The organism is Trichothermofontia sp. (assembly GCF_053493415.1).
Genome location: NZ_JBRCAD010000148.1, coordinates 1 through 7,791 on the forward strand (window position 1 = coordinate 1; position 7,791 = coordinate 7,791).

The window sequence follows — 7,791 nt, forward strand, 5'->3', positions numbered from 1 at the left end:
GACTCTGATTTTTGCAGGGCTTCATCTAACGTATTCGTTAAATACACCCCCAGCCGTTTGCCACCATCAAAGCAATAGCCCGTCTCTTCTAAAAACAACCCTAGCTTGAGATGACAAATGGCATAGGGAGCCATCAACAATTCAAACCCGAAAATCCGAGGCAACAACCGCTCCTTCACATAGCCTGACCACGATCGCTCCTCTAGCCCCTCCGTCAACACCTCTGGATTCTCCTGAAACCGTTGGTGGATCAGTTGAAACAGCCACAGCAAGAAGGTTCCAGTCCCGCAGGCTGGATCGAGAATCATCACCTCTGGGTCCGCCAACCCCAACGGCTTGTTGAACTTCTCTGTCAGCAAGATATCGACAGAGCGCACCATGTAAGACACCACCGGCTCCGGCGTATAGTAAACCCCCCGCCGCTCCCGCATTTGGGGCTTATAGGCGGCCAAAAAGTCCTCATAAAACCGGATCACAATGTCTTCGCGGTTCATCTTGGCGCGAAAGTCTTCCAAGATGGCATCCATCTTCGCTGCCCGCAGAATGCTGACTACCTCGGCGATCGCATCTGCCAATTCCTCCCCCAGTTGAGCGATCGGTTGTTGCGACACATCCCTAAACAACCGTTTCAAAAATGGATTGGTTTCCGGCAGGCATTTCCACGCATCCTCTCGGTTAAAGTCAGTCTCCCGCTGGCTCTCCGCTCCCAAGGTGGGAGAGGGGCTGGGGGTGAGGGCATTGCGGCGCTCGTGGAGCGTGTAGCTGAAGACTCTGGCGGTAAACAACCCATAGGCGATCGTTTGGGCATAAATATCCGCAAAGCTATAATCTTTCTCATTTTCAGGCTCCAGCTTTAGGGTGGGCAGCAACTCCTGCTGAAAACTCCGCAACAACCTGTGCAAATAACCATCGTTCGGTTCGGCTCTGTAAACATCAGGAATCACCTGCTCAATCCGGCGCGATACCGCCGCCAACTTCTCAGCCAGTTCCTTTGCCGTCGTGATCGGCTGATAAAATGCCCACTCCACCAGCGGGATGACAGACAACGCCGCCTCCTTTATCCGGTGCGTGCGAGCCAGGGTATCTTGCCGGAGACGGTTCAGCCGCGCCTGTAAATCCTCATCTGACCAGGAGAAGGTTTGAATTTGCCGTTGCCGTAGCTTCCCATCCGTAGGGAGAATCATGGCAATCCTGCCCCTCTCTCCCAGAACAGGCGAGGGGTTGGGGGTGAGGGGAGGTTCAGGCAATAGCAGGTACATCACCGGCTGGTTGGGCATAATGCGCCCGGTATAGTGACCGCCAATCTCGCGCTGCTGCTGATCCGCTGTTAAGAACTGCTTGATCTCATCGTTGGTCAAGCCAGCCAGTTCAGCATAGAAGCCTACGGCGATCGGGCAAGTGTCTGCTGCTTCGTCTGCATCCGCCCCCGGTCGCAAAAACCAGAAGCGAGAGCCGCTTGGGTCACGCTGCTTTAAGGGATAGTCAAGGATTTGCCGCAACGCCTCAACCCGATTTTCTTGGGTTCCAGAAACAACGACTTGTAAATCCATGAACGACATGAAGGGCTGACCTAGGCAAACAGCTTTTCATCAGGATAGCTTATGGCTCGATTCCCAGACCAAATCAACGAGAGATGGACACAGAACCACAGGCATTTTGAAGCGATAAATGAAGACGCATCCCTGGATACTGATCAAAAGATTTCAGCTTGCTGCCCCTATTCAGGACTGAGCCGCATAACTAGAAATTAGGGTTAGTAGTCAGTGCTTTAGCGCTGAAGCGCTAACTACGAGCCAAGACATTACCCTAAAACTTAGAGTTGACACTGCACTAGTGGTCTGTCAACTTTTATCTTGTGGCTAGTTTGCTTCCAGGCTCTCCCTGTAGCAAGTAGTCCAGTATCAAAACACTCACAATTTTAAGCTTGACGCTCCACTAGATAGTTCGTATAGATAGTTTGCTAGTTTGTACGGCTATGGAGCAACAGAGGGCAGAAATGAGCCAATATGCAGAAATATTAAACTTATTAAACTGGTAAGTTGGCCCGTGGCTTAAAGTCCTCGATCTGCCGCAGTTGGTCGTAGAGTTCTTTTTCGTCGGGGGTCAGGTTGCGGGGAATCGCAATCTGAATTTCGACAATTTGGTCGCCTCGATCGCCCCCAGGAGTAGGGTACCCCTTGCGGGCCAGCCGTAGTCGTTGGCCAAATCTGACCCCCGCTGGAATGTTCATTTTGACCAGGCCATCTAACGTTGGCACCTCAATTGCCCCACCTAATACCGCCTCGCTAGGAGTAATGGGCACCTGGCAGACAATGTCGGTTCCTTCCAGTTGATAGAAAGGGTGGGGAATGACCTCAATTTTTAAAAACAGATCGCCACCGTTGACCCCCTGGCCCTTTAACCGAATCTTTTGCCCGCTCACCATCGCTGGAGGCATACTCACCTCTAGGGAGCGACCGTCTTCTAGGCGAATGCGCTCACGCCCACCGGTGTAGGCTTTTTCTAAGGGGACACTGAGACGTGCTTCGACATTCTTGGAAACAGCACGGGGCACCGTATAAGTGGTGCGGTTGGTGCCAGGACGATAGTCGGGGCGAGGGGAAGTTGTGGCCGTGCTGACAGGGGCACGGCGGTTAAGTAACTGATCGACAAAACTATTGAAGTCACTGAAATTAGAGAAATCCGTATCGCCGACAGAGCGATCGCTGCCACGCCCGTTGCTCCAGCTACGACCACCAGTTTTGCCCGTCGCTTGAAAGCCGCGCTGTTGCCAAAATCGACCAAACTGGTCGTACTGGGAGCGTTTAGCCGGATCTGACAAAACCTCATAGGCTTCATTAATCACCTTAAATTTTTCTTCAGCCCGTTTATCCCCCGGATTGAGATCGGGGTGATATTGCCGTGCTAACTGCCGAAAGGCCTGCTTCACTTGATCGGCAGTTGCTTCGCGACTGATACCTAAAATCTCGTAGAAATTGCGAAAGTTTTGCATAGAGTCGGGAAAAGGCGAAGGTCTGCGTCTTAAGGGATCAATGCTATCTAGCGGGATAGTAGCCGAAGGAATCGGAAATGCCTAGAGCCAGTCATCGTCATCATCCCAGTTATCACGGTAAAGATCCGGCTTATCAGGTTTACGGCGAGTATCACGAGAGCGGCGAGGGCCAAGGTCGTCAGATTTACCCCGTCCCCAATTGGAAGATTCGCGCGACTCTGAAGCTCGATCACGGTTACTTAATCGAGGGGGTGTAGACCAGTCATTCCGGCGAGGCGACTCAATCGAGTCATAGGTATATCCGGGGGTATCCCTTGGGTTGCGTTGACGTTGGCTAGCTGTGTCCCATTCATCGCCCGGTTGCCGGCGCGTCTCCCAGTCATCTTGGCTACGACCTGAGACTTCTCTGTTAGGGCGAGTACTTCGATTGGGTGTACTCCAATCATCGGATGAACGATTGCTATTGCGTTCTCGACTGCTCGGACGATTCGGAGATTCTTCCCAATCATCCTGACGTTGGTTGGCCGCTGTGTCCCAATCATCTTCGGCTTGATTCCACTGATTCTGACGGCGGTTGGCTGTCCCCCAATCATCCTGGGAGCGATCGCGGGCCACATCTCGACTTTCGTTATCCCCACCATAGCGGCTGCGACTGTCTGAACGGTAGGTACCCCGCTCAGGTCGATTGGTGTCGTAGGGATTTGCCTGGGGCGCATCACTATAGCGACTGCGATCATAGCCCGTGGTGCCATAACCACTGCCACCGTAAGAGCTACCGTAGCCAGTGCTGCCATAACGATTACTGCTACCGCCGTAGCTACTGCTGCCATAACCGCCAGCGCCGTAACGATTACCGTAGTAGTCATCCCGGTAGTCGTAGTAGTCATCATCGTCATCCATAAAGAAGCTTTTGATCGCTCCCAGCAGGCTATCCTTCTCCTTATCTTCCTGTACCCGTTGATAAACCTCGCGGGTCAGGTCATAGAGGGCATCCTCTAGGTCGGCTTTACTGCGGTCAATCGCCCGTTCATTATTTTGGCTGAGAGCTTCCTTTAAGCTGGCGATCGCCGGTTCGATTCGGTTGCGATAGGGCCGCACAAAGGCCATGCCATAATCCAGGGTAGACTCTCGCATTTGCCGCTCGGCCTTGAGGATGAGAGACTCTGCATCATTGCGCTTTTGCACTTTTTCTTTTTTCTGGCGATCGATATCGGCATACTCCTCCGCTTCTCGAATCATTCGCTGCACTTCATCTTCGCTCAGGGTAGAGGCCCCCTGAATTGTGATGCTTTGCTCCCGACCTGTAGTGCGATCCATCGCTGTAACTTGAAGGATTCCATTAGCATCCACATCAAAAGAAACCTGCACCTGGGGAACGCCGCGGGGGGCAGGAGGAATCCCCGCCAGCTTAAAACGACCCAGGGATTTGTTCCCTGCTGCCATTTCCCGTTCTCCCTGTAACACATGCACTTCTACCATTGTTTGATTATCTTCACTTGTGGAGAAAATATCAGCACGGCGCACGGGAATCGTAGTGTTACGGGGGATCAGTTTCTTCATCACTCCCCCAATTGTTTCCAGCCCGAGGGAGATAGGAGTCACATCCAACAGCAGAATGTCTTTAATTTCGCCACCTAAAATGCCTGCTTGAATTGCCGCCCCGACTGCTACTACTTCATCCGGGTTAACGTTTTGATTGGGTTCTCGATCAATGAAGCTGCGCACCAACTCCTGCACAGCAGGAATTCGGGTAGACCCACCCACTAGCACGACTTCATCAATATCACGAGAATCCATCCCGGCATCTCGCAGAGCCTGCTTGATTGGCCCGCGTAGACGACTGAGTAAATCCATCGAAAGTTCTTCAAACTTAGAACGGGTGAGGCGCGTTTCTAAATGCTTTGGCCCCTCTTCGGTGGCTGTGATAAAAGGCAGATTGATCTCGGTCACAGTAACGCCCGAAAGCTCGATTTTGGCTTTTTCCGCCGCTTCGGTAATACGCTGTAAGGCCTGGCGATCGCGCCTCAGATCTACCCCTTCCTGCTCTAAAAACTGTTCTGCCAGCCAATCAACAATACGGCGGTCAAAATCCGCTCCACCCAACTGGGTGTCGCCAGCGGTGGATTTAACCTCAAACACACCATCACCGACATCCAGCACTGATACGTCAAACGTACCGCCCCCCAGGTCAAAAACAAGAATGGTCTGGTTGTTGCGCCGATCAAGGCCGTAGGCAAGGGAAGCCGCTGTCGGTTCGTTGAGAATGCGCTTGACCTCCAGCCCAGCAATGCGTCCAGCATCGCGGGTGGCCTGGCGTTGAGAGTCGTTGAAATAGGCCGGTACGGTAATTACGGCACCAGTGACCGGTTCACCCAGGTATTTGCTAGCCTCATCCGCTAGTTTCCGCAGCACCATGGCCGAAATCTCTTCGGGGGCAAAATCTCGCTGCAGGCGCGGGCACTTGAGCTTGATATTACCAAGGTCATCTCTGCGAATCGTATAGGGAACCCGCTTCGACTCTGCTGACAGCTCATTGTACTTACGCCCGATATAGCGCTTGATGTTGTAAAAGGTATTTTGAGGATCTAGCACGGCCTGACGACGGGCCAACTGCCCCACCAGCCGTTCACCATCCTTAGTAAAACCAACCACAGAGGGGGTTGTACGAGTTCCCTCGGCATTTGCAATGACAACAGGCTTGCCGCCTTCCATTACTGAAACAACGGAGTTGGTTGTCCCCAAGTCAATGCCGACAACTCTTCCCATGCGTATGTACTCTCCCGTCTGCTGCGATCGCTTGTTACATTTTGCTGCATCTTATTGTATCTTGCAGAAGCGGTGTGTTCAGGAGAATCGATTAGTACGGTTTTCCCGCCACCATTTTGAGACCCTCCGACTTAACGAAGAGGCGCAGTGGAGGAGCGGTTTCGCCCATACCTCGGTGACGCGCATCTGAATGACCGCCAAAACCTTCTCCTAAGTTTCCCTGAGCGGAGTTGCGTTTCTCTAAGCGGAGTCGCCAGGAACCCTACTTCGGTTCCACGTAGCGGCCATTGCGCCAGATTCCCTCAACCTGTCGCCCATCGGCAAAGGTAAACACTCCTCGACCATGCTGGCGGCCATCGCGAAACTCGCCCCGGTAAATATTGCCACTGGCAAACCGGCAGGCCCCGGCCCCATTGAGCAAGTCATTGCGAAACTCGCCTTCACAGCGACTGCCATCAGCATAAATAAACGCGCCGTTTCCCTGCTTCTGGTTGTTGTTAAAGCCGCCCTCGTAGCGATCGCCATTGGGAAACTGACACACTCCATAGCCATTCATCGCATCATCCCGAAATTCCGTATCGCAACGGGTGCCATCGGCATAGATAAACGTCCCTTGGCCTGCTCTCCGCCCGTCTTTGAAGGTGCCTTGAAAGCGATTGCCGCTGGCGAAAATACAGGCTCCTCGACCATTCATGACATCATCTCGAAATTCCCCTTCGCAGCGGGTGCCATCGGCATAAATCACCATACCCCGTCCCTGGCGCTTGCCGTTGTGCATTTCTCCCTCATAGCGATTGCCACTGGGAAAAACACAAATGACTTTACCTTCAATAAAGCCTTCACGTGTGACACCCCGACAATACGCTTGCGCTTGTAGGCTGGGGGCAGCGATCTGGGCGTGGGCATCAGGCGCGATCGCTGCAATAGAGGTAAGCGCGATCGCCGCGACGGCTGAGCTTTTTGTCGCGAGCCATAAGACCATTCCCCAAGGTTGGTAGGCCCAGGCGAGAACTGTTTGTTTTTTTTGCAACACGACAAAACTCATAATCCCACCGTTCATCCTATCTGTGTTCAATGATTCTATAGCAGTACGAATTCAGGTTAGGACGGGTTGCAGAAGTGACACCTTATTTTTACCCAAACATCTCAACCTGCCTGCGTAGTGCTACATCTGAGTCCAAGCCATTTCTACATAGAAACCTTTAGCTTGCTCGCAGACAAAGGCTTAACTCTAGAAAAGGAAAATCGACAAAGTTCAGGGTCGCTTTCCTAACGCATTCTTCGCCATTACCAATGGCCTAACCGGCAAATTGTACAGGATTATTGCCGTGGTTAAGAGCGTAGCTTAAATGCGGATGTCTAACCTAGGCTGTGCCCGTGTCCTGGGTTTGATTGATGCCAACCACGCTTGCCTATGGTCGGGGTAACCCTTTTAGGCAAATGCCTGGTGACTGTTTAGTCATCTGGCCATCTCCTACGATTTCTGGCTACACTAACGAATGCCTGAGTTGGATGGATGGCAGTTCCTATGTGTGGCAATGTATAGCAATGCAACCCAATACTGAATTTTTGACTCCTGAAGAATGTGCCCAAGTTGATGGCGCGCTGATGACCTCCCAGGACAAATTTGCGACACGGGTGGCAGTCTATGCTTTGCGATCGCTAAAGCAGATTGCAGCCCAGCACGAAACAACCATTGCCCATCTGAAACCCGCTCAAATTGAAGACTGGGTTTATCAAGACGAAAGTCTTCAAAGTGGCATTGATCGAGAATTTCGCCGCTTTTTTGCACGGTTGGTTCTTTCTTCGCTCAGGCCTTTGCAACAGGCCGCGCAAGTAGCCAATGTGCCCATTGAGGCTCTGACCATCCAGCAAGTGGTTCACTGGTTTGAAAGTGAGGCTAGAACTCGCCTGAGTGAATCTCAAACAGAGCCATCCTAATGCTAAGCAGGGGTCGGTTTGCCCTATGGTGGTAGCGAGAGGATTGGTTTCTCCGCTAAACTACGCCACAATAGCAGCAGTTGCCCCTGACT

Annotated in this window: 5 protein-coding genes; 1 reads left to right on the forward strand and 4 read right to left on the reverse strand. The window is 52.3% G+C overall.

Annotated elements, in window-relative coordinates; genetic code table 11:
* From ACWIUF_RS12725 to ACWIUF_RS12740, 4 genes are all read right to left on the reverse strand, one after another.
* The coding region (locus ACWIUF_RS12725) for an N-6 DNA methylase (protein ID WP_448572785.1) at nucleotides 1-1,559 on the reverse strand (1,559 nt) is incomplete at its 3' end.
* A 467-nt stretch (nucleotides 1,560-2,026) separates the two neighbouring features.
* A complete protein-coding gene (locus ACWIUF_RS12730) occupies nucleotides 2,027-2,992 on the reverse strand; it encodes a DnaJ C-terminal domain-containing protein (RefSeq protein WP_448572786.1) in 966 nt (321 codons plus the stop codon).
* A gap of 81 nt (nucleotides 2,993-3,073) precedes the next feature.
* Complete coding sequence (dnaK, locus tag ACWIUF_RS12735) at nucleotides 3,074-5,758, reverse strand: molecular chaperone DnaK (protein ID WP_448572787.1); 2,685 nt, start codon at nucleotides 5,756-5,758, stop codon at nucleotides 3,074-3,076.
* Between the two features lie 262 nt (nucleotides 5,759-6,020).
* On the reverse strand, nucleotides 6,021-6,788 hold the full coding sequence (locus ACWIUF_RS12740; protein WP_448572788.1) for an MORN repeat-containing protein: 768 nt from the start codon (nucleotides 6,786-6,788) through the stop codon (nucleotides 6,021-6,023).
* Nucleotides 6,789-7,306: 518 nt separating this feature from the next.
* Between ACWIUF_RS12740 and ACWIUF_RS12745 the strand changes: the two genes are divergently transcribed.
* On the forward strand, nucleotides 7,307-7,699 hold the full coding sequence (locus ACWIUF_RS12745; RefSeq protein ID WP_448572789.1) for a hypothetical protein: 393 nt from the start codon (nucleotides 7,307-7,309) through the stop codon (nucleotides 7,697-7,699).
* The last annotated feature ends 92 nt before the right edge of the window (nucleotides 7,700-7,791 follow it).

Coding starts and splice junctions, on each gene's coding strand:
- ACWIUF_RS12730 (WP_448572786.1), bottom strand. CDS start 2,992: ATGCAAAACTTTCGCAATTTCTACGAGATTTTAGGTATCAGTCGCGAA.
- dnaK (WP_448572787.1), bottom strand. CDS start 5,758: ATGGGAAGAGTTGTCGGCATTGACTTGGGGACAACCAACTCCGTTGTT.
- ACWIUF_RS12745 (WP_448572789.1), top strand. CDS start 7,307: ATGCAACCCAATACTGAATTTTTGACTCCTGAAGAATGTGCCCAAGTT.